The sequence below is a fragment of the Flavobacterium sandaracinum genome, from assembly GCF_004349135.1.
Lineage (GTDB): Bacteria > Bacteroidota > Bacteroidia > Flavobacteriales > Flavobacteriaceae > Flavobacterium > Flavobacterium sandaracinum.
Genome location: NZ_SMFN01000011.1, coordinates 1 through 20459, shown reverse-complemented (window position 1 = coordinate 20459; position 20459 = coordinate 1). Strand labels below are relative to the sequence as shown.

Sequence of the window (20459 nt, the reverse complement as noted above, 5' to 3'; positions counted from 1 at the left end):
TTTATTTTTTGGGAAAGGAAGTACTTGGGATTTCTTTTCTAGCATATTGAAAACGATCTACTAATGTGGGTAAACAATACCCATCAAGTCCATTTATTGCCACGACATTTCCTCGATCAATTTGCAACCAGCCATCTTTATGCTCTAATTCTTCTTCAAAAAATAAATTTTCGATAGAAGCAATAATATGAATCGTATCATTCTCTTTAATGTAATATTCATTCACGTACTTGCAATACAACTGTACGGGACTTCCTTTTACAAATGGAGTGTCAATATTATTTTTATATTCTTCCTCTAAATTTGTTTTATCAAATTCAGAAATACCCAGTTCATAATTTGCTGACGTATGATGCGCATCTGCAATCATAGCTACAGTAATATGGTTTATTGTAAAATAACCTGTTTCACGAATGTTCTTGTATGTGTCTCTGGGTACAGTGGTAGGTCTCATTATAAATCCTATTAGCGCAGGATTGCTTCCTAAATGAGTGACACTGCTGAAAATAGCTACATTGGATTTCCCTTCAAGAGATTTTGTAGCTAAGAGGTTAGCTGATTTATATCCAGTGCATGAATTAATTAAATTCAATCTTTCGACTTTCTCCATTTGAGAAATGGCATCTCTTGAAATGTTTTTCATAGTTACTTTTATTTAAAACAAATATACTATTTTGTTTAATTGATTATCAAATAAATTAAACAAAATAGTGTAATAATTTATTGCTGTTCGTTTGGAAAGGATACAATGAAATAAATAGTTTTAAATAACTTCCAAATCCTATATATTTGTTTTTCAATTTATTTAATGATGAAAATACTTAGAAAAGTCCTACTCGTTTTACTTTCGGTAGTAATAGTTTTAGCTATCGCGATACTAGTTTATGGTTATTATTTAAAACCAAAATACGAAGGCAAGTTGCGCTTGAAAAATATTCAAAAAGAAACTACTGTTTATTTTGATGAATTTGGTGTTCCTCATATTTATGCAACTTCTTCAAAAGATGCCATGGTGGCCTTGGGTTATGTACATGCGCAAGATAGATTGTGGCAAATGGAATTGATGCGCCGCATTGCCTCGGGACGATTATCAGAAATATTTGGTTCGGTTGCTCTTAAAAATGACAAATTCTTCGCTGGCTTAGGAATCGAAGAGGCTTCCGCCAAAGCGATTGCGGATTTGGATAAAAACAGTCCCAGTTATCAATTGACAATGGCTTATTTGGAGGGCATCAATCAATACATGGAGGAAGGAACGACACCAATTGAATTTAGTCTGGTGGGCGTTAAAAAAGAAAAGTTTACCATAAAGGATGTCTATAATATTTTTGGATACATGTCTTTTAGTTTTGCGATGGCTCAAAAATCAGATCCGTTGTTAACTGATATTCGAAATAAATACGGGATGGATTATCTGAAAGATTTTGGTATTGATGGTTCCTTTAATACTACCAAAATTAAAAATGCCAAAGACAGGCCTCAAGAATACGCTTCTATTTCAAAATCAATTGCGTTGCTGTTGGATCAGTCTCCAATTTCGCCATTTATAGGAAGTAACAGTTGGGTTATTGCTCCAAAGAAAACGAAAAACGGAAAAGTCATTTTTGCTAATGATCCACACATTGGATTTTCGCAACCGGGCACTTGGTATGAAGCGCACATCGTTACGCCGGATTTCGAATTGTATGGCTGTTATTTAGCAGGAACACCATATCCGCTTTTGGGACACAACAGAGAATATGCGTATGGGTTAACTATGTTTGAAAATGATGATATTGATTTGTACCAAGAACAAAATAATCCAGCCAATGCCAATGAATATAAGACACCAACTGGTTTTAGTGCCTACGAAATCCGAAAAAAAACAATCAAAGTAAAAGATTCAACTGATGTAGTTTTGAATGTAAAAGTGACGCGCCACGGTCCTGTTATGAACGATTTAATTGATGGTTTACAGCAAGACAAACCTGTGGCAATGTCCTGGATTTATACACAACAACCCATTCAAATTCTCGATGCGGTGTATGCGCTTTCACACGCTAAAAATAAATCAGATTTTCAGAAAGGTGTTTCACTAATCGCCGCGCCAGGATTGAATGTAATGTATGGTGATGCCAAAGGAAATGTGGCTTGGTGGGCAACCGGGAAATTGTATAAGCATAAGGAAGGTGTAAATCCAAATTTTATTCTGGATGGTGCTAGTGGAAAGGATGATATAGAGCAATATCTGGATTTCTCCAAAAATCCTTCGGCGGTGAATCCTAGATGGAATTATGTCTATTCCGCAAATAATCAACCCGAACCAATTGACGGGTTTTTGTATCCTGGTTATTATCTTCCTGAAGATCGAGCCAAACGAATTACGCAATTATTGAATCCAAAATCAGATTGGGATATGGTTTCGGTTGGAAAAATGATTTTTGATAATACTTCTTCTGTAGCTCCAAAAGTTGTGAGGGATTTAATCTCAAATGTAAATCAGGAATCCCTTTCTGAAAATGAAAAACAAGCTCTGGCTGTTTTAAAAGATTGGAAAGGAACTAATAATCTGAGTGATGTGGCTCCTACAATCTATAATAAATGGATTTTTAATTACTTAAAAAACACTTTTGAAGATGAACTTGGCGCTGAAAATTTCAAGATGTTTTTAGGAACACACATCATGAAGCAAATTATAGCGAGACAAATTACGAATGAAAAATCACTTTGGTGGGATAATGTTAATACTAAAAACAAGAAAGAAACAAGAAGTCAGATTGTCTCCAAATCATTTAAAGAATCCGTTGTAGCTTTAGAAAACCAACTGGGAAATACCGTTTCTGATTGGACCTGGAATAAAGTACATACTTTAGAGCATCAGCATCCGTTAGGGAAAGTTGCGGCTTTAAGAAGCATTTTCAACGTGGGTCCTTTTGAAGTTTCAGGTTCAACGGAAGTAATTAATAATCTCTTTTTTGATTTTACTGATGATGGGAATTATATCGTAAAAGGAGGTCCGTCAACCCGAAGAATTATTGATTTTTCAGATATAGAAAACAGCTGGAGTATACTGCCGACGGGACAATCTGGGAATCCATTAAGTGCGCATTATAGCGATCAGGCAGAGTTGTATAATGCTGGTAAATTCAGACGAATGATGCTCAATAAAGAGGAGATTGTTAGAACTTCAACAAAATTGGTTTTTATTCCCCATAAAAAATAATTCTTTTTAAAGAGCATAAAATAATAAATCAGTAATTTTGCTTAACTTTTTATAAAAAAAATAATGCAAACTCCCATAAAAATAGCGGTTGTAGGTTCAGGATTAGTTGGATCTTTATTGGCTATTTATCTTCGTAAAGCAGGTCATACGGTTCACGTTTACGATAGAAGTCCAGATATCCGAAAAATACAGTTCTCTGGTCGTTCCATTAATTTAGCGATGTCCAATCGAGGTTGGAAAGCTTTGGATGGAGTAGGAATAGGAAATGCCGTACGTGAGATTGCAATTCCTATGGATAAACGTGCGATTCATTTGGTCGATAAACTCAATTTTCAAAATTACGGTCAGGATGGTGAATCGATTTATTCTATTTCTAGAGGAATTTTGAATAGGAAAATGATAGATTTGGCGGAAGCCGCAGGAGCTGAATTCTTTTTTGAACAAAAAATATGGGATGTTTCACTTGAAGATGCAACGCTGCATATAGGTGAAACGGAACGTGGTGCTTGGGAAGATAAAAAATACGATATGGTTTTTGGTGCCGACGGGGCTTTTTCAAGGATTCGTCACCGCATGCAACGCCAAAGTATGTTTGACTATTCGCAAGAATTTTTGCCTATTGGTTATAAGGAGTTAAATATTCCCGCGAATCTTGACGGAACACATAAACTAGATAAAAATTCTTTTCATATTTGGCCTCGTGGTGCGTATATGTTGATCGCCTTGCCCAATTTAGATGGAAGTTTTACCTGTACTTTGTTTATGCCGTTTGAAGGAGAAAATTCTTTTGAATCTTTAAAAGACATAAAATTAGTGGAGGCTTTTTTTGAAAAAAACTTACCGGATACTATTGATGTAATTCCAAAACTTGCCGAAGATTTTTTTAAGAATCCTACCAGTACGTTAGTGACTATGAAATGTTATCCATGGACTTATGAAGATAAAATTGCACTTATTGGCGATGCCAGTCATGCAATTGTTCCTTTTTATGGACAAGGAATGAATGCAGGTTTTGAAGATATTTCGGTGCTTTATGAAATGATTGAGAAATATGGTGACGATTGGAAATCAGTTTTTTCGGAATACCAAAAATCCCGCAAACCAAATGCAGATGCGATTGCGGAACTTTCGTATCGTAATTTCTTAGAAATGAGTTCCAAAACTGCAGACGAAAACTTTCTTTTACAAAAGAAAATTGAAAAGTCATTCTCAGACAAACATCCTGAAAAATGGATTCCGTTGTACAGTCGCGTTACTTTTAGTGATCGCCCCTATACAGAAGCTTTAGCGATAGGAGATTATCAAAATGCAATCATGGAGGAAGTGTTGAAAATTGAAAATATTACTGAAATATGGGATTCAGAAGCAGTTGAAAATAAAATTTTGGAACTGTTAAAATAAAAAAAGGACTCTTTTAGGTAGTCATGGTCGGAAGAATAATCTTCCGACTTTTTTTGTTTCTGTTTTAATTATTTAACAGTATTTTTCTTGTTTGTTTTAATAATTTTGATTATATTTATTACTGTAAAACAGTAATTTATGACAAACTTTAAAGATCACAAAATCCCATTAAATCAGGTTCTATCATTTATTCCAGAAGCGCTACTAAGCCATCTTTCAGCAACCACTAAGGTGGATTATTACAGTAAAGTATTGCATGGAAGAAAATTGTTTTATTTGCTTCTATTTTGCATTTTTGACAATGATAAACTAAGTCAAAGAACTTTAGAAGACACTTTTAACAGCAGTGGGTTCAAGGCTTTGTTTGGATTGGATGAGGATGAAAAAGTACGAAGAAGTTCTATTTCTGAACGTCTTTCAAAAATTGATTCTAATTATTTCAAAGAAATTTATCAGCAGATGTTCGATAGATTTTCTGAACTTTATGACAAGTCTGAAATCGAAAAATACAATCTTATACGTGTTGATAGCACCATAGTTGCTGATACTTGTTCGAAATTAAAGGAGGGAATTGATCAAAAAAGTGGAAAGAAGCTGGTGAAATTCAGTTTTTCATTTGATGGAATTTTACCCTCGGGCGTAGAAGTTTTTACGGGTCAAAAATATTCATCTGAGGAAGCAGCACTTCCTGAAGCGATCCTAAAACAAGTCAAAAAAGAACAACATCACGGTAATATTTATGTGATAGACAGAGGTTTGCAATCCACACGAACGATGAAAGATTTTGATGAAAAATCTGTAAAATTCATCATTCGGTCAAAAGAAAACCGAAAGTTTGAAGAGATTGAATCTTTTCTTGAAACAGTAAAACCTTTAAAATGGGATGATTGGGGAGTTTTAAAAGACAGTAAAGTGAAGCTTTTTACAGGAACTCCTATTTTAAACAAGCGCGAAAAAATACATTATCGACAAGAAAAAGTAGAAACTGAATTTCGTTTAGTGGTTATCAAAAACCAAAAAAACAATAAAGAATTTTGGTTTCTTACCAACGAATTTAATCTCTCTGCAAAAGAGATTTCAGATTATTACCGCAAAAGATGGGATATTGAAGTGTTTTTTAGATTCTTAAAACAAGAACTTAATCTAAGTCATCTTGTTTCTATGAATAAAAACGGAATTCAGGTTATGGTTTATATGACCATGATTGCCTCAATGCTGCTTTTAATTTATAAAAAAGCAAACGATCTAGGATACAAAACCGCAAAAAGACGCATTGCTATGGAGCTAAGAGATTTGATAACCGCTATTTTAATTGTCTTTGCTGGTGGAGACCCCGACAAAGTATTTAAAACTTGAAATAAAAATGGTCGGAATTTCTTCCGACCATGACTACTCTTTTAGGAGTCCTTTTCAGATTTATTATTTTTTTGATGCGGGTTTTAGTAAAACTCGTAAGGTGCTGTCGTTATTAAAATAACTGAACATCCAAGTGATGAATATAGAGAGTTTGTTTTTGACACTTAAAATCAACATTAAATGGATGAACATCCAGGTAAACCAAGCCAATCTGCCTTGGAAACTAAATTTAGGTAAATCAACTACTGCTTTTCGCTTTCCTACCGTCGCCATGGAGCCTTTGTCGTGGTATTCATATTCAATTTTTGGTTTGTTCTTTAGACTAAGTTTGAAGTTATTCGCTAGAACTTTGGCTTGTTCGATAGCTACGCTAGCCACTTGTGGATGTGCGTTAGGATATTTTGGAGTAGCCATAAAAGCAATATCTCCAAGTGCATAAACATTTTCCAGATTTAAAATAGTATTGTATCGGTCAACAAGAAATCGGTTGCCTCTGGTTATACTTTCTTTCGGAATGCCCTCAAGGGTGTTTCCAATAATTCCCGCAGCCCAAATAACATTAGTTGATTTGATAATTTCACCGTTCTGTAAGCTTACATTTTTGCCGTCATAATGGTTTACGATGGTGCTTGTTTTTACAATTACACCTAATTCTTCTAAATATTTTCGAGAAGTTTTTTGCGAATCGACGCTCATTGGGTTCAATACGTTGGGTGATCCTTCGAGTAGAAAAATAGTCAATCGTGAAAAGTCTTTGTCAGGATAATCTTTTGGAAGAATGTTTTTTTTCATTTCCGCCAAAGCACCAGCAAGTTCAACTCCGGTAGGTCCACCTCCTACAACTACAAAGTTCATTAACGCTTGAAGTTCTTCTTTAGGAGCAATTAAAGCATCTTCGAAAGTTTGTAGAATTTGATTTCGAAGTTGAATAGCCTCAGGAACGGACTTCATGGGAAATGCAAATTTTTCAATTTCAGCATTTCCAAAATAATTTGTTGTGCATCCAAAAGAGACTATGAGATGATCGTAATCAAAATCAGCAATAGAAGTTTTTAGAATTTTATTTTGTGAGTCAACACTTAGTACCTCTGCAATCCGAATTCGTACATTTTTAGAATGCTGAAATACTTTTCTGAGAGGGAATGAAATACTCGCTGGCTCAAGTCTAGCGGTTGCCACCTGATACATTAAAGGTTGGAATTGATGGTAATTGTTTCTGTCGATTAATAAAACGTCAAAATCCGTGTTTTCTAAATCTTGTGCCAAGCGCAAACCCGCAAACCCAGCACCTATAATTACAATTTTCTTTTGAATGCCCATATTAAATATATTTTTGAAATCTAAAGGTACAATTTATTGCAGAATCAGTCTTCTCTATTAACGTTTTCTATAGAAAAGGCGGGGGTGCAAATGGCAATATATTCACAGGATTCGTCAAAAGGATTGGAATATTGGACACGGGTGTTTCTTTCGATTTTGATCGATTGTCCTGCTTCTAGGATAATCATTTCATCCTCAATAATAAATTGCTTTTTACCTTTAATTATATAAGTGTATTCTTCAAAATCAGGAGTTTGAAAAGGTTCACTCCATTTAGGTGGTGCAACCATATGAGCTATAGAAATGTCATTGTTAGCTGTTGACGCCCTTCCATGATGTTCTTCGATTAATTTTCCATCGGTGGTTGGGACAATAAAAGGCGTATTTTGAATAAAATATTTTTTCATAATTGATTTTTTAAAAAATAGAAAGGTATTGGGTTAGGTAAACTTATTTTTTAAACATTTTTGTCAAGATTCCAAAAGCGCCTCTGATAAAAGTGGCACTAGTTAGTACTTTTAAAACAGATTTTCCAACTGCACTTGCTGTGTCAGAACTCTGATTTTGCTGTTGTTGAGTTTCTTGTGTTTTCTCGCGTAGGCTAGTTTCTTTCTCTACTAGGGCAATCTTTTTATTCAACATTTCATAAGCGCTATCGCGATCTATAAGTTCACTGTATTTTTTTACTAATTTTGATTTGCTGTTGATTTCTTGAATTTCGCTTTCTGTCAAAATGTCCATTCTGCTCATTGGTGCACGCATCATGGTGGCTGCAAGTGGTGTTGGGATTCCTTTTTCGTTTAATGCAGTAACTAGTGCTTCGCCAATTCCCAGACTAGTAAGAATTTCATCAGTTTTGTAATATTCAGATATAGGATAATTGTCGGCGGTTTGCTTGATTGCTTTTCGATCATTGGCTGTAAATGCGCGTAAAGCATGCTGAATTTTTAAACCTAACTGGGCCAAAATACCACTTGGAATATCCATAGGATTTTGTGTGATAAAATAAATTCCGATGCCTTTAGAACGAATTAATTTAACAATGGTCTCTATTTGCTCTAATAAAGTTTTGCTAGCTTCGTTGAAAATCAGATGGGCTTCGTCGATGAAAATTACTAATTCGGGTTGATCTGAATCTCCTTTTTCAGGCATTTGTTGATAAATTTCGGCTAGCAAACTCAATATAAATGTGGAGAATAATTTTGGTCTATCTTGAATATCAGTTAGTCTCAAAATATTGATGTATCCTTTTCCGTTTTCGTCAATACGCATTAAATCTTCTATGTCAAAAGACATTTCTCCAAAAAATAAGTCTGCTCCTTGTTGTTCAAGTTCAATTATTTTTCTGAGAATAGTTCCTGTTGTCGATGTGGAAATTTTGCCATATTGTTCTTCAATTTCATCTTTCCCTTCTTCGGTGATGTAGTTGATTACTTTTTTTATGTCTTTTAAATCCAATAAAGGCATTTTGTGGTCATCACAATATTTGAATATGACAGAAACTACACCAGCCTGTGTGTCATTTAAATTTAGAATTCTGGAAAATAATACGGGTCCAAACTCAGAAATAGTGGCGCGAAGTCGTACGCCATTTTGTTCAGACAAAGTTAATAATTCAACCGGAAAGCTTGAGGTGGAATAAGGAATGTCAATTTTAGCATGGCGTTCCGTTATAAAAGGTTTTTCTTCTCCCTCCTTTGCGATTCCGCTAAAATCACCTTTGATGTCCATCATTAAGACCGGGATTCCAAAGCTTGATAACTGTTCTGAAAAAACTTGAATGGTTTTGGTTTTTCCAGTTCCGGTAGCGCCCGCAATTAGGCCATGTCGGTTTAAGGTTTTTAAAGGGACTTTTACAGCTGTATTGGGTAAAGCCTCTCCATCTAAAATCGCACCGCCAAGAATAATGCTTTCGCCTTTAAAACTATATCCTTGCGATATATGTTGAAAAAATTTTTCCTTTCTGCTCATAATAGGTAGTTTTAAAATCAGATGCAAGATATTATATTTTTCTAAAACTAACAATTTCGATGTATACTGCAGTTTTCCTGCTTTTTTATTGTTAATACCGTAAAATAATAGTTTTCCTGCTAAATGGCTTGTTGTTGAAATATTATGTTAATTAATCATAAAAAAATATATTATTTTTTATAAAACAGCCTATTTGTTTGCGTATATTGATATAAATGTAGTGTGAAAATCTGTAAATATGTTTTTGAAATAAATTTAATTGTAATAAAATAAAAAAAAGTTTTTTTATTTGAACTAAAAATATAAATTTGCTCCACTACAAGTTTAATATAACTAAGATAAATTATTTAAAACTATTAAAATTAAAAAAAATGGCAAACGTTAAAAAAGAAAGCACTTCAAACGGTGGAGGAATGGTTTCAGGAATGATTATTGGTGCATGTATTGGTGTTGGGGTGTTAATCTGGAAATTTATTATGGGTAATCCTTCAAATTTTGAAGGAGGAAACAATGAAGGAACTCCATTGAATACTTTAGGACAAGTTTATCATGGTGGTGCAGTTGTGCCAGTGTTATTAGGAATGTTATTAATGGTTCTTGTTTTTTCTATTGAAAGATATTTCGTGATATCTAAAGCAGCTGGTAAAACTAAATTAGACAGTTTTATGACAAAAATTCAAGCAAGTATAAAACAAGGTGAAATTGATGAAGCAATTGCTTCTTGTGACAAACAACAAGGTTCTGTAGCAAATGCTATCAAATCAGCACTAGTAAAGTATCAAGCGGTTAAGAAAGAAGGATTTAATAGTGAAGAAGCAGCCGAGACTATTCATAAAGAAATAGAAGAAGCTACTTCACTTGAAATGCCAATGTTGCAAAAAAACATGACAATTATTTCATCTTTGGTTTCTTTAGGAACTCTTGTTGGATTGTTGGGAACTGTAGCTGGTATGATTAAAGCGTTTGGAGCATTAGCTGCGGCTGGAACTCCTGATCAAGCAGCTCTTGCAGCTGGTATTTCTGAAGCTCTTATTAATACTGCAACAGGAATTGGAACTTCTGCTGTAGCAATTATCTCTTACAATTTCTTTACTTCTAAAATTGATGATTTGACCTATTCAATCGATGAAGCTGCGGTGTCTATTGTGAATTCTTATAGAAGATTCAGAGGTAGTTTGAAGCAATAATAAGTATTGATATTTATATCAATTAAAAAACAAAAAGAATGGCTAAAATAAAAATAAAAAAAAATTCGGGGTCTACAGATATGACCGCTATGTGTGATGTCGCATTCCTTTTGCTTACTTTCTTTGTTATGACTTCAACAGCTAAGATACCTGAAGCTCTTCCTGTAGATACACCTACTTCAACAGTTCAAACTAAGTTACCTGAAACTGATTTGGCAACCTTAACGGTTGGTAAAGGTATGGTGTTTTTTGATCTGAAAGGAAGGGAAGTACGCTTGAGAACCTTAGAGTTGATGGCAGAGAAATACAATGTTACTTTTACTGAAGAAGACAAAAGCACTTTTTCAAGGATGGATGATTTTGGTGTTCCAATTCAGAGTCTTAAGCAAATAATTGAAATGGACGCGTCTGATAGGAGTAAGGCTGGACAGCCGGGCATCCCCTCAGATTCAACTGATAATCAGCTAAAAGAATGGATTTTTAATGCTCGTAAAGCAAATATTGAAGTTAATGATAAGGAACTTCAAGTTGCTATTAAAGGAGACGGAAAAGAAGAATATCCAGCCATTAGAAAAGTGATGGATATTTTGCAAGAGCAGAAAATCAATAGCTTTAGTTTGGTTACAGGTTTAAGAGGAAAAGATTTTTAATATAAAAAAGACACTAAAATGGCTGAATTAAATACTGGCGACGATGGAGGCGGAAAAGGTGGTAAAATAAGAAGTAAAAAAGCTAATGCAAAAGTAGATTTAACTGCTATGGTAGATTTAGCCTTCTTGTTAATTACCTTCTTTATGCTTACTACGACGTTGTCTAAACCCCAATCTATGAGCTTAGGGTTGCCAGATAAGGATCCTACCAAAGATAATATTGACATGAAAGTTGATGAAAATCGTACCATGACAATTATGTTGGGTGCCGATAATAAGTTAGTATATTATGTTGGTTTATTAGCCACTCCACTAGCAGGTCCTAAAGATTTGACTTTTGGTAAAGATGGGATTCGTAAAGAATTAATATCAAGACAAACCAAGGTTTTGGCATATTCTGCTGCAAAAGGGAAACCAAAAAATGGACTGATTGTAATTATTAAACCAAGTAAGAAATCCAATTATAAAAATTTGATTGATATACTTGATGAAATGGCAATTGTGGGAATCGGAGATTTTGGTAACTATGCTATTGTTCCTGAATTTTCTCCTGAAGAACAAAAATTGTTAGAAGGAAAAAAAGAGTAATCTTATTCCCCAATAACCTAATAATTAAGAAAAATGAAATTAGATATATTAAAAAATCAATGGCTTGATATCGTATTCGAAGGGCGTAATAAAACGTACGGAGCTTATGAGTTAAGAAGGACAAACAGAAAAACTACTATTAAAGCACTCATTTTTGGAGCTGTATTTTTTAGTATTGCTGTTGCAACTCCTCTTATCATTAACTTAATTCCTAATGGGGAAGAGGAGGAGATCAACACAGACATCAAAATCACCGCCATTAAACTTCCTCCTAAGAAAGAAGAGCCTAAATTAAATGTTCCACCACCACCTCCGCCAGCTCCAAAAGTGGATGTGATTAAATTTGTGAAACCCGTAGTGGCGAAAGCAGAGGAGGTGACAGAAGAGCCACCAAAAATTATCGAAGTAAAAGATAAGAAACTAGGTGCCGTTACAATCAAAGGTGATCCTGATGCAGTATTAACTGTAGAGCCTGTAGGAACTGGTAAAGCTGCTGTTGTTGAAGAGGTTGATAACCAGATTTATAACACAGCTGGTATTGAAGTGAAACCGGACTTCCCTGGTGGGATCAATAAATTTTATAAATTTGTAGGTGATAATTATCAAACACCTGAAGAAGATGGTCTGAAAGGTAAAGTTTACGTTACTTTTGTTGTTGAAAAAGATGGTTCATTAACAGATATCAAAGTAATAAGAGATATTGGTTATGGTACAGGAAAAGAAGCTATTCGTGTTTTGAAGAAATGTCCAAAATGGACACCGGGTGAACAAAACGGTAAGGCGGTAAGGGTTCTTTATTCTCTTCCTATTACTATTCAATCTGCAGATTAATGTTGAATAACATACTTAGTAATATTAAGAAGAAATCGCTTAAAGAGCGATTTCTTCTTGTTTTAGGAATTTTGTTTTTTGTGGTATACTTTGTTTTGGGCTTATTCATTATCTTCATGGATAATTTGCCTATAGATCTGACACCTACTTATAGAATAGCAGCCGGAATTTTACTTATAGCTTATGCTTCTTTTAGATGCTATCGGATTATTAATGATAATAACAATTAGTTTATGAAAAAATTTGCTAAACTTCCATATTTTGTTTTTTTATTAGTAGTAGTTTATTCTTGCAATCAAACTAATACGCCAAAGGAAGAGGAAACTATATTAAAAGGTAAAGCCAGCCTTTTTGTCGATGAAACCTTATCTCCTATTATAGAAGATCAGATAGCTGTATTTGAGAGTAAGTATAAGGCTAAGATAACGCTTATTGCTAAATCAGAGTCTGAAGTACTTAATTCGTTATTTAATGAAAAAGGGGCCATTGCTATTTTATCTAGGAATTTGACAAAAGAAGAACTAGATGTTTTTAAAGCAAAAAAAATTAACCCTAAAATAACACCATTTGCTACAGATGCAGTTGCGTTTATTTCTAATAAAAACAGCAAAGACTCTATTGTTTCACTAAAAGAGGTTATTGCTTTTATGCAGGGTAAGCCTACTCCTTCAATTAAAGGATTGGTTTTTGATAATTTGAATTCAAGTACGGTACGCTACATGAAATCTCTGGCAGGGATTGAGAGTATTCCTAAAAGTGGGGTCTTCTCCTTTAAAACAAATGATGAAGTGATTAAATATGTTTCGGAAAATACAGATATGATTGGTGTTGTTGGGGTCAATTGGTTGTCTCAACCACAGCCAGCAATGGTTCAGTATGTTGATAAAGTGAATGCTTTAAAAGTCACAGGACTCTCAGGGAATGAATCCTATTTGCCTTCACAAAATAATATTGCAGAAAAAAAATACCCTTTGGCACGTGATTTGTATATAATCAATTGTCAAGGTTATTCAGGACTAGGTATGGGTTTCGCTTCGTTCGTGAGCGGAGATATTGGACAAAGAATAATTTTAAAATCGGGGCTGTTACCTATACGTATTCCGGGAAGAAAATTTATAATTGACAGAAAATCAAAAAATGATGAAAAATAATTTAACTACAATAAACATGAATAAATTTACAACGTTAAGTGTTGCCTTTTTGGCGTCAGCTTTTACGCTGCAAGCACAAGATATTAATCAAGCTAAAAAAGCAATTGATGCTGAGCAGTTTGAAAGCGCAAAAACAATCTTAAAATCCATCATTCAAGCCAAGCCATCTAATGGAACTGCATTTTTTACTTTGGGAAATGTGTATCTGAATCAAAATGTACAAGATTCTGCTAAAATTTATTTTCAAAATGGATTAAGCGCTGCTGATGGGGCAAAATTGAATCATATTGGTTTAGGTCAAATGGACTTAGATAAAAATGATATTGCTGGTGCTCAAGCTAAATTTGCCTTGGCTACAGCTGACATGAGAAGAAAAGATTTTGAGGAATTTATTTTTATTGGTAGAGCCTATATGAATGCTGTGAAACCAGACTATAAAAATGCAATCGCAATTTTAAGTAGAGCAGCAATTATTAACGCTCAAGACGCCCAATTGCAGCTTGCCTTAGGGGACGCTTATTATGGAGATGGTAAACAAAACGAAGCTTATGTTGCATATAGAAACGCTTTCCAGGCAGACAATAGCTTGCTTAGAGCAAAAATGCAATTGGGTGTTTTGTTGAAAGGGGCTAAATCGTATGATGAAGCATCAAAAGCATACAATGAAGTAATTGCACTGAATCCAAATTATGGACCAGTATACAGAGAGTTAGCAGAAACGTATTACAAAATCGCACGTAATAAACCATCTCAGGCTGCTGATAATTATAAGACTGCGATTGGATACTATGATAAATATATGTCCTTAACAGATTATTCTATTCATTCTAGAATGCGTCGTGCCGATTTTCTTATTTTAGTAGAGGATTATGTAGCACTTGAAGCGGAAGCAAATAAAATGATAGAATTAGACAAAGTTAATCCAAGAATCTATCGTTATTTAGGTTATGCTGCGTACAAAAACGGAAATGTTGATGTTGCTATTAAATCTTTAGAACGTTTTATCACTTCGCCAGGAAATAAAGCCATAGCACTAGATTATTTATATTTAGGTTTGACTAGAATTAAAAAAGGAACTAGTGTTGATGGATTGTCAATTGATCCAATTGCTTTTCAGGCAGGTTTAGTGGATATCAAAAAAGCAATTGAAATGGAACCTTTAGCGGTTCAAGAATTAAGTGAAGTTGGTAAAAAATTATTTTCACAAAAACTGTATGCTGAAGCTGCGGCAATATTTGAAAATGGTGCAAATACCAATGACTCTACTAATTTTCTTGATGACAATGTATATTTTGGTTTAGCTAATTACTACGCTAATATAAATATTGAAAAAGGTTTAAAAGTTGATGTAGTTGCCTTAGAAAAGGCGCAAGCAGCTTTTGATAAAGTGTTGGTAGCTTCTCCAACGTATTTAGAAGCTTATCTTTATAAAGCGAGAACGAATAGACTGCTTGAAAAAGATGATGAAATGGTTAAGAATTATGAAGACTATATAGTAAAAACTACTGAATTAGGTGCAGAAGAACTTGCTAAACCTGCCGTTAAAGCTAAGATTATTGAATCTTACAATAATATGGCAGCAAGTTTTGCAAACACTGACAAGCCTAAAGCTATTGAGTACTTTAGAAAAACTCTTGCTTTAGATCCAGCCAATAGTTATGCTACTGAGTCCATCAAGATTTTAAAATAGTTAAAATACCTTAAGGATATTTAGAACCGATAATCATTTGATTATCGGTTTTTTTTGTTCTTAGTATTTAAAGAGTATGTTGGTTTGGTATTAAATTCTCATTTCTTACTATAGATTACAATGATGATGGCTAACGCATTTTCGAAGTTTGTAATATTAGCTACTGATTTCAAATTAACTCCTTTTCAAATTAACTATCTTTGCACTTTAAAATAAAATTAAATAATGTTATCAAAAGAAATACAATTAGAAGTTAACAAAGGTGCGATGTTACCCTTGATGGAAGAATTTTATACTATTCAGGGAGAAGGATTTCATACCGGAACAGCAGCATATTTTATTCGAATAGGTGGTTGTGATGTTGGCTGCCATTGGTGTGATGTAAAAGAAAGTTGGAATGCAGCATTGCACCCGCCAACGGGTATTGATTTGATAGTCGAAAATGCAAATAAGTATGCAGACACCGTTGTGGTTACTGGTGGAGAACCTTTGATGTGGGACATGACTTTGCTTACTCAAAAACTAAAAGAACAAAAATTAAAAGTTCATATTGAAACTTCAGGTGCTTATCCGCTCTCCGGAACTTGGGATTGGATTTGTCTTTCGCCAAAGAAAAACAAATTACCGACAGAAACCGTTTATGATAATGCGCACGAACTGAAAGTAATTATTTATAATAAACATGATTTTGTTTTTGCTGAAGAACAAGCCGAAAAAGTAAATCCAAATGCTATTTTGTTTCTTCAACCAGAATGGAGCAAAAAAGAAGAAATGACACCGTTAATTGTGGATTATGTAATGAAAAATCCGAAATGGCGTGTATCATTACAAACACATAAATATTTGAATATCCCTTAAAAATTAAACCCCAAAACATTTAATCCTGTTTTGGGGTTTTTCGTTATAGTCCGTGTGTGAAACTATTGGTTTTTTGAATTGCCAACTTGTGCACTTTTTTAGTATTGAAGGATTTATTTTTATCTTGTCTCCTTCTATGGTATTACTTTAAAATGAAAGTTTTGCTAAATAATCATAATGTTCCCCTTCGAGAATTAATTGGCATTGTAGGTCATTGTCTAAAGCAGCATTTTGTAGGGTATTGTAATCTATAAACATCCAATCAAATGGTTTTTCTTTTTCTCCTTTGTACGAGATGTTGAATACTATTTCACCGTAATAATGATTAGCGGAGGGAATCCATTTCCCGCCATCTTCGTCATCATCAAACATATATATGATATCAGAACTGTCTAGTAAAATTTGACCACCAGGAAGCAGTAATGATTTTAATTTTAAAAGAAAATTAGGGATGTTTTTTAACTTTCCGCACATGCCAGCACCGTTCATTAATAATAAAATAGTATCGTATTTTTCATCTTCTAACGTCATTACATCTTGGACTTGTGCATTTTTAAGTCCACGAAGCGTGCAGGCTTCAATGGCATTTGTAGAAATATCAATTGAGGTTACATGTAAATTTCTTTCGTTTTGTAAATACAAACTGTGACTTCCTGCACCACAACCTACATCTAACACTTTTCCTTTAGCAAGTTCTAGTGCTTTTTGTTCCATTAATGGCATTTCGTCGTGCGAACGGAATAAATAAGCAACGGACATTTCATCTTCTTCAGATATGGTAGTCTCAGTAATTAAATCCTCTGGAGAATTATTGGTTTGATAATCGAGTATGGCTTGGCCAAAAAGGTCTTTCATTGTTTGTAATTCTAAATTCAACATTCATAAAGCTATAATCCTCGTTCAAAAAGTGTTAGTTTTGCAAAAAATTAAATTTTCAATTTGAAACCTACTTTAAACGAACTTCCTAAAGAAGCCAAAGATAAGCATATCGAAAACAAAAAGTATTTCGATAAGCTGAAAAAAAAGACCCCGAAAAATTTAGATTATGTAATGCAGGATTTGCATGATGCTGAATTCAAAAAAACAGATTGTTTGAAATGTGCTAATTGCTGCAAGACAACAGGGCCGTTATTTACTTCTGCGGATATTGAGCGTGTGTCGAAATATTTGAGGCAAAAGCCACAGCAATTTATAGAACAATACCTGCGTGTTGATGAAGACCAAGATTATGTTTTGCAAAGTGTTCCGTGTACTTTTTTAGATCATGAAAATGCATGTATGATTTATGATGTCCGGCCAAAAGCATGTCGCGAATTCCCACATACGGACAGAAAGAAGTTTCAGCAAATTACAGATCTAACCTTAAAGAACGTAGCAATTTGCCCGGCTGCTTTTAATATAGTAGAAGAAATGAAGAAGAAGTTGCCATTATAATTTACGATTATATCTCCCTATTGTGATTTTTAATCCTTTTCTGTCGCGTAAAGACTTAATGTTTAATAAATTAAATATTTTTCGTTCATTTTTTTAAACTTTTCCAAGTCATCCTTCCAGCTTTCTCTGATTTCTTTTTCTGAAATTCCATTTTCTATTTGCCGTTGGAGGTTTTTAGTTCCCACTAATTTTGTGAAAAAAGAATTGAAGAATTTAGCTTTATCTAAGGTAGAGTTATATGCTTTTAGAAGCCATTTCAATTCCAGTTGATTTACTTTAGTTTGAGTGCTTAGGTCTTCTCCAAAACATTGTACTCCATTATACAATGGGTTTTTGGCACCTAAATTTGGTTTTGGTATAAAACTAAAGGCATTGTTAGGTAAATAAGGGGATCCGTAAATTTGAAATTGCTTCTCTGTACCTCTACCTACACTGACATTTGTACCTTCAAAAAGACACAAACTAGCATAAAGAGCAACGGCTTGGTCGTTCGGAAGATTAGGTGATGGTTTTACTGGTAGACTGTAGTTTAGATTTCTATTGTAATTGAGACAAGGAATTACTGTTAGTTGACATTGAATTCCTTGTTTTAACCATTTTTCTCCATTTATCATTTGTGCGTATTCACCAATAGTCATTCCGTGAAGTATTGGTACGGGATGCATTCCTACAAAACTAGTAAATTCCTTTTCTAAAATTGGACCGTCTACAGTACTTATGTTTGGATTGGGTCTGTCTAAAATCAATAAAGGAATGTTGTTTTCGGCACAAGCTTCCATAATATAGTGTAAAGAGGAAATGTACGTGTAAAATCGTGCGCCCACATCTTGCAAGTCGAAAACCAAGATTTCTATTCCAGCCAATTGTTCGGAGCTGGGCTTTTTGTTATCCCCATAAAGCGAAATAATAGGCAATCCTGTTTTATAATCTTTTCCGTCGACTACATGTTCACCCGCGTCAGCAGTTCCTCGAAAACCATGCTCTGGAGCAAAAATAGTTTGGACAGCAATTTTTTTTTCTAAAAAGAAATCAACTAAATGGGTTTTGTTGGGTAAGATGCCTGTTTGGTTGGTTACAATACCAACTTTTTTATCTTTTAATAATGGCAGGTAAGCATCAAAATTAGCAGCACCAGATTTTACTGTTTGAACGGGATTTTCTATTGGAGTTTCTGTATATTTTTTTATTCCTTCTTTAATCTTAATGGAACTTCCGCAAGACACGATTAGTAAAACAAATAATAAAAATGTATTTTTGAACACCAAACTAGATACCATATCAAATTGAATTTAGAATACTTTATTGCCAAACGACTTATCACTGCTAAAGATTATAAAAGTAGTATATCTGCGCCAATTATAAAAATTGCAATTTCGGCAATTGCCATAGGAATGATCATGATGATTGTTTCGGTAGCAACTGGTATTGGATTGCAACAAAAAATCCGAGACAAGATTTCGGCTTTCAATGGCCATATTATTATTTCGAATTATGATAATAATCAATCGGAAGTTACACTTGTTCCTATTTCTAAAAAACAAGATTTTTATCCTAAGTTCACTTCAGTTTCTGGAATAAGTCACATTCAAGCCATCGCAACCAAAGCAGGAATAATAAGAACCGAAACTGCTTTCGAAGGAGTAATCCTCAAAGGAGTTGGTAAGGATTACCAATGGAATAATATTAAAGAATATCTGGTTTCAGGTAAATTGCCTGATTTTTCAAAAGAGCTTAATCAAGAGGTGTTAATTTCTCAGTTCTTGGCTAAAAGGTTAAATCTAAAAGTAGGTGATTCTTTTAATACGTTTTTCATTAAAGAAAGTCAAAACAAACTACCAAACATCCGAAGATTTAAAATCACAGGTATTTTTAATTCTGGATTTCAGGAATTTGATGCTACTTATTTAATAGGTGACATTCGACACTTGCAGCGTATTAATAAATGGAGTCCCGATCAAGTGGGAGCTTTTGAAGTTTTTGTGGATGACTTTAATACTATTCAGGAAACAGGTGAGCAGGTTTATGCACAAACGTCTTCTACATTAGATACGAAAACCATAATCGAAAAATACAGTTATATATTCGAATGGCTTCAATTGTTCGATTTTAATATTATAGTAATTTTAGCGGTCATGATACTCGTCGCCACCATCAATATGGTTGTTGCGCTTTTAGTCCTCATCCTTGAACGCACTCAAATGATAGGAATCCTTAAAGCTTTAGGGGCAAATAATTGGTCAGTTAGAAAAATATTTCTGTACAATGCCTTTTACCTTATAGTGAGAGGACTGTTTTGGGGAAACTTGATAGGGATATCGTTGTTGTTGATCCAACAATATTTTGGTGTCATCAAACTCAATCCAGAAAATTATTATGTCAATCAAGCGCCAGTTTATTTGAACTGGGGATATATAGTTCTGCTTAATGTCCTTACAGTTGCTATTTGTTTTTTGGTATTATTAATTCCCTCCTATATAATAACCAAAATAGCACCAGTAAAAGCCATCCGTTTCGATTAAACTTCATTTGGGCGTTTCCCTCTATAAAAGAGAGGCTATTATCTAAATGGGTAGTAGCCTCTTTTTTACATAGGGTCGGGCTATTCGCTACAAGTCCTCGTCAAGTTGCGTTACACTTCACTTGGCTGCGGGATTTTTGCTACTATCCCTAACGCGGGGAGTTGTATATTTGATTTAGAATTCGGTGTACCTTATATATAGGAATAGAATGTCTAATATAATGAGAACCGTAAGAAACATACAAGGAACAACTGCCCAAGCGATAAAAAAACTTAACCCACCATAGATGATAGTGCAGTCA

At 34.1% G+C, this 20459-nt stretch carries 18 protein-coding genes; 12 read left to right on the top strand and 6 right to left on the bottom strand.

Going from position 1 to position 20459, the window contains the following annotated elements; translation table 11 throughout:
- Window position 1 precedes the first annotated feature (1 nt).
- Window positions 2-643 carry a flavin reductase family protein gene (locus tag E0F91_RS10285; protein WP_132066459.1) on the bottom strand — a complete coding sequence of 214 codons (642 nt, stop codon included), beginning with the start codon at window positions 641-643 and terminating at the stop codon, window positions 2-4.
- Window positions 644-811: 168 nt separating this feature from the next.
- On the opposite strand from E0F91_RS10285, the gene E0F91_RS10280 reads away from it, so the two are divergent.
- From E0F91_RS10280 to E0F91_RS10270, 3 genes are all read left to right on the top strand, one after another.
- The gene (locus E0F91_RS10280) at window positions 812-3202 is read left to right on the top strand and encodes a penicillin acylase family protein (protein WP_132066548.1); all 2391 of its coding nucleotides are present in this window, start codon (window positions 812-814) and stop codon (window positions 3200-3202) included.
- 63 nt (window positions 3203-3265) lie between these two features.
- A complete protein-coding gene (locus tag E0F91_RS10275; protein ID WP_132066458.1) occupies window positions 3266-4603 on the top strand; it encodes an FAD-dependent oxidoreductase in 1338 nt (445 codons plus the stop codon).
- A 138-nt stretch (window positions 4604-4741) separates the two neighbouring features.
- Window positions 4742-5959: an IS4 family transposase gene (locus tag E0F91_RS10270; protein ID WP_132066457.1), complete on the top strand. Its 1218-nt coding sequence runs from the start codon at window positions 4742-4744 to the stop codon at window positions 5957-5959.
- Between the two features lie 63 nt (window positions 5960-6022).
- On the opposite strand, the gene E0F91_RS10265 is transcribed toward E0F91_RS10270, so the two are convergent.
- The 3 genes from E0F91_RS10265 to E0F91_RS10255 are packed head-to-tail and all read right to left on the bottom strand — an operon-like array spanning window position 6023 to window position 9250.
- On the bottom strand, window positions 6023-7279 hold the full coding sequence (locus E0F91_RS10265) for an NAD(P)/FAD-dependent oxidoreductase (RefSeq protein ID WP_132066456.1): 1257 nt from the start codon (window positions 7277-7279) through the stop codon (window positions 6023-6025).
- A 44-nt stretch (window positions 7280-7323) separates the two neighbouring features.
- Window positions 7324-7686 carry a cupin domain-containing protein gene (locus E0F91_RS10260; RefSeq protein ID WP_132066455.1) on the bottom strand — a complete coding sequence of 121 codons (363 nt, stop codon included), beginning with the start codon at window positions 7684-7686 and terminating at the stop codon, window positions 7324-7326.
- Window positions 7687-7729: 43 nt separating this feature from the next.
- The gene (locus tag E0F91_RS10255; protein ID WP_132066454.1) at window positions 7730-9250 is read right to left on the bottom strand and encodes a helicase HerA-like domain-containing protein; all 1521 of its coding nucleotides are present in this window, start codon (window positions 9248-9250) and stop codon (window positions 7730-7732) included.
- A gap of 371 nt (window positions 9251-9621) precedes the next feature.
- On the opposite strand from E0F91_RS10255, the gene E0F91_RS10250 reads away from it, so the two are divergent.
- The 7 genes from E0F91_RS10250 to E0F91_RS10215 all read left to right on the top strand — a co-directional run bounded on the left by E0F91_RS10250 (window position 9622) and on the right by E0F91_RS10215 (window position 16205).
- Window positions 9622-10437: a MotA/TolQ/ExbB proton channel family protein gene (locus E0F91_RS10250; RefSeq protein WP_132066453.1), complete on the top strand. Its 816-nt coding sequence runs from the start codon at window positions 9622-9624 to the stop codon at window positions 10435-10437.
- A gap of 38 nt (window positions 10438-10475) precedes the next feature.
- A complete protein-coding gene (locus tag E0F91_RS10245; protein WP_132066452.1) occupies window positions 10476-11087 on the top strand; it encodes an ExbD/TolR family protein in 612 nt (203 codons plus the stop codon).
- A gap of 18 nt (window positions 11088-11105) precedes the next feature.
- Window positions 11106-11675 carry an ExbD/TolR family protein gene (locus E0F91_RS10240; protein WP_132066451.1) on the top strand — a complete coding sequence of 190 codons (570 nt, stop codon included), beginning with the start codon at window positions 11106-11108 and terminating at the stop codon, window positions 11673-11675.
- A 33-nt stretch (window positions 11676-11708) separates the two neighbouring features.
- Complete coding sequence (locus tag E0F91_RS10235; RefSeq protein WP_132066450.1) at window positions 11709-12506, top strand: energy transducer TonB; 798 nt, start codon at window positions 11709-11711, stop codon at window positions 12504-12506.
- A gap of 233 nt (window positions 12507-12739) precedes the next feature.
- Window positions 12740-13657 carry a PstS family phosphate ABC transporter substrate-binding protein gene (locus E0F91_RS10225; protein ID WP_132066448.1) on the top strand — a complete coding sequence of 306 codons (918 nt, stop codon included), beginning with the start codon at window positions 12740-12742 and terminating at the stop codon, window positions 13655-13657.
- 16 nt (window positions 13658-13673) lie between these two features.
- Entirely contained in the window at window positions 13674-15347 is a 1674-nt protein-coding gene (locus E0F91_RS10220; protein WP_132066447.1) for a tetratricopeptide repeat protein, read from the top strand.
- Between the two features lie 225 nt (window positions 15348-15572).
- Window positions 15573-16205: a 7-carboxy-7-deazaguanine synthase QueE gene (locus E0F91_RS10215; protein WP_132066446.1), complete on the top strand. Its 633-nt coding sequence runs from the start codon at window positions 15573-15575 to the stop codon at window positions 16203-16205.
- 147 nt (window positions 16206-16352) lie between these two features.
- On the opposite strand, the gene E0F91_RS10210 is transcribed toward E0F91_RS10215, so the two are convergent.
- On the bottom strand, window positions 16353-17060 hold the full coding sequence (locus E0F91_RS10210) for a class I SAM-dependent methyltransferase (protein ID WP_132066445.1): 708 nt from the start codon (window positions 17058-17060) through the stop codon (window positions 16353-16355).
- Between the two features lie 84 nt (window positions 17061-17144).
- Between E0F91_RS10210 and E0F91_RS10205 the strand changes: the two genes are divergently transcribed.
- The gene (locus tag E0F91_RS10205) at window positions 17145-17639 is read left to right on the top strand and encodes a YkgJ family cysteine cluster protein (protein WP_066082878.1); all 495 of its coding nucleotides are present in this window, start codon (window positions 17145-17147) and stop codon (window positions 17637-17639) included.
- Window positions 17640-17701: 62 nt separating this feature from the next.
- Here the strand turns inward: E0F91_RS10205 and E0F91_RS10200 are convergent, their stop codons facing one another.
- Window positions 17702-18916 (bottom strand): exo-beta-N-acetylmuramidase NamZ family protein, encoded by a 1215-nt coding sequence (locus E0F91_RS10200; protein WP_132066444.1) that lies wholly within the window; start codon window positions 18914-18916, stop codon window positions 17702-17704.
- A gap of 6 nt (window positions 18917-18922) precedes the next feature.
- Between E0F91_RS10200 and E0F91_RS10195 the strand changes: the two genes are divergently transcribed.
- Window positions 18923-20158, top strand: coding sequence for an ABC transporter permease (locus tag E0F91_RS10195; protein ID WP_132066443.1), 1236 nt, complete (start codon window positions 18923-18925; stop codon window positions 20156-20158).
- Window positions 20159-20459 lie beyond the last annotated feature (301 nt).

Excerpts from the sequence above, each read along its gene's own strand:
- E0F91_RS10200 (WP_132066444.1), bottom strand. The coding sequence starts at position 18,916 with ATGGTATCTAGTTTGGTGTTCAAAAATACATTTTTATTATTTGTTTTA.
- E0F91_RS10220 (WP_132066447.1), top strand. The coding sequence starts at position 13,674 with ATGAATAAATTTACAACGTTAAGTGTTGCCTTTTTGGCGTCAGCTTTT.
- E0F91_RS10280 (WP_132066548.1), top strand. The coding sequence starts at position 812 with ATGAAAATACTTAGAAAAGTCCTACTCGTTTTACTTTCGGTAGTAATA.
- E0F91_RS10215 (WP_132066446.1), top strand. The coding sequence starts at position 15,573 with ATGTTATCAAAAGAAATACAATTAGAAGTTAACAAAGGTGCGATGTTA.
- E0F91_RS10235 (WP_132066450.1), top strand. The coding sequence starts at position 11,709 with ATGAAATTAGATATATTAAAAAATCAATGGCTTGATATCGTATTCGAA.
- E0F91_RS10260 (WP_132066455.1), bottom strand. The coding sequence starts at position 7,686 with ATGAAAAAATATTTTATTCAAAATACGCCTTTTATTGTCCCAACCACC.
- E0F91_RS10250 (WP_132066453.1), top strand. The coding sequence starts at position 9,622 with ATGGCAAACGTTAAAAAAGAAAGCACTTCAAACGGTGGAGGAATGGTT.
- E0F91_RS10245 (WP_132066452.1), top strand. The coding sequence starts at position 10,476 with ATGGCTAAAATAAAAATAAAAAAAAATTCGGGGTCTACAGATATGACC.
- E0F91_RS10265 (WP_132066456.1), bottom strand. The coding sequence starts at position 7,279 with ATGGGCATTCAAAAGAAAATTGTAATTATAGGTGCTGGGTTTGCGGGT.
- E0F91_RS10285 (WP_132066459.1), bottom strand. The coding sequence starts at position 643 with ATGAAAAACATTTCAAGAGATGCCATTTCTCAAATGGAGAAAGTCGAA.
- E0F91_RS10240 (WP_132066451.1), top strand. The coding sequence starts at position 11,106 with ATGGCTGAATTAAATACTGGCGACGATGGAGGCGGAAAAGGTGGTAAA.
- E0F91_RS10275 (WP_132066458.1), top strand. The coding sequence starts at position 3,266 with ATGCAAACTCCCATAAAAATAGCGGTTGTAGGTTCAGGATTAGTTGGA.
- E0F91_RS10225 (WP_132066448.1), top strand. The coding sequence starts at position 12,740 with ATGAAAAAATTTGCTAAACTTCCATATTTTGTTTTTTTATTAGTAGTA.
- E0F91_RS10270 (WP_132066457.1), top strand. The coding sequence starts at position 4,742 with ATGACAAACTTTAAAGATCACAAAATCCCATTAAATCAGGTTCTATCA.
- E0F91_RS10210 (WP_132066445.1), bottom strand. The coding sequence starts at position 17,060 with ATGAAAGACCTTTTTGGCCAAGCCATACTCGATTATCAAACCAATAAT.
- E0F91_RS10255 (WP_132066454.1), bottom strand. The coding sequence starts at position 9,250 with ATGAGCAGAAAGGAAAAATTTTTTCAACATATATCGCAAGGATATAGT.